Source organism: Frankia sp. CcCS3 (assembly GCF_977927575.1).
In genome coordinates this window covers 1-1,619 of record NZ_CDWRCL010000303.1, presented here as the reverse complement: position 1 = coordinate 1,619, position 1,619 = coordinate 1, and the positions used below count along the sequence as shown (strand labels likewise).

Sequence of the window (1,619 nt, the reverse complement as noted above, 5' to 3'; positions counted from 1 at the left end):
GCCTTATGGAGTGGGCGGCCAGACGTCTGATCATCATCATCGTGACCACTGGCACGGTGAGTGTGATCGGCGGATTGGTCATCGGCCGTTACGTGGTTCCAGACAATGGTTCGAATGGCTCGGATACCGCGTCCGTCGCGCCGCAGACTTCTCCGAGCGATACCCCGCCCGGAGTGACGCCGACGCTGGTCCCCTCGCCGAAGCCGTCTAGCCAACCGGCCGACACCGCCACCCCCACCTCAGTCCCCGGTGTCCCCACCCGGATCAACGAGTTCGGTATCCCGGTCGGCTACCCCCGCACCGAAGCCGGCGCCGTCAGCGCCTGCGCCAACTACGTTTCTGCGTACGTAAAAGCTACCAATCGCGAGCCCACGCGCCTCAAGCAAATTTTTAGATTAATAGCAGATCCCTCGACTGCCAATCGACTTAGCCAACTTCTTATTGATGTCAATAATCAGACGGCAAAAAATTTTGGAGTTTCATCTGTAAACTCCCCCGACTTTCAATTGATTTATCGAACCCTCGGATATAAAGTTGAAAAATTTAATCCCAACGAGACAAAAGTATATATCTGGTCCAATGCAAGTGCCGGAATAATTGGTGGATCGCCGAACTACAAGCCTCGAAACTTCTGGGGAACCGACCTCTGTACGGTGAGCTGGAGTGGCACAGATTGGAAACTTTCTGACGCCACCGATGGCCCGGATGGGAGTCGAAATGAAATAACTTGCGCGTTTCGAACCCTCCACAGGTCTGTGACCTGCGATGATGCTCTCGATCACGTATTTGTTACTTCATTACGTCCCCATGGTCCTGATCCCGTTGAGCAGCGGTCCGAGGAATTTCGGAGTTTTCTTCTGATCGGAGCGGTCGCATGACGTCCGGCGGTACAGGCGAAGGCAGTATTATCCTGGCCTTCAACCCCAATCCACTCGATGCAATCAAGGGTGCGATATCGGGGAGTGCGGATGCGTACTTCAACTCGATGGGCAAGGCCTTCTGCGGCATGGCGGCTGACCTGTCCAGCTCCGTATTCAGCTTCGCGGCGCAGAAGACGACCATCGACCTGAACGCCGACTACGTCGTCCAGAACTACAACATCGCGTTCGGGGTGGCGGTACTGATCGTCACCGGCCTGTTCATCTGCGCCTGCATCATGGGCGCCGTACGCGGTGATCCTCACATCTTCGCACGCGCGCTAGCCTCCACCGGCACCGCGATCCTCGGCTCATTCGTCGCACTCACCCTGCTGCAGATGGTGCTCACTGCCTCGGACGGGATCGCCGACGCCTTCGGTGACGGGAAGCCACTCGGCTCGGCCCTGGTAGCCCAACTGCGGGCTCTACCGGAGCAGGGGAACTTCGCACTCGACATCGTCCTGTCGCTGCTGGTGGCGTTGTTCTCGTTTGCGCTCTTCGTGGTGCTGTACATCCGCAAGGTTGCGATCATCGTGATGGCGGTGTTCATCCCGGTGTATCTGGCCGGGCAGCCGACGATGTCCACGAGCGCCTGGATCAAGCGGGCGACCGAGATCCTCTTGGCGCTGATTTTCGCGAAGCCGGTTATTTACGCGATTTTCACGCTCGGTGCCGGTGTGGCAAGCGACTCGAGCGGCTCCA

2 protein-coding genes are annotated in these 1,619 nt (G+C 57.9%); both read left to right on the top strand.

Going from position 1 to position 1,619, the window contains the following annotated elements:
• On the top strand, positions 1-878 hold an 878-nt coding region (locus tag AC08OQ_RS18305; protein ID WP_476612245.1), incomplete at its 5' end, for a DUF8175 domain-containg protein.
• A partial coding sequence (locus AC08OQ_RS18300; RefSeq protein ID WP_476612244.1) for a TrbL/VirB6 family protein occupies positions 875-1,619 on the top strand: 745 nt, incomplete at its 3' end. The genes AC08OQ_RS18305 and AC08OQ_RS18300, both read left to right, overlap by 4 nt.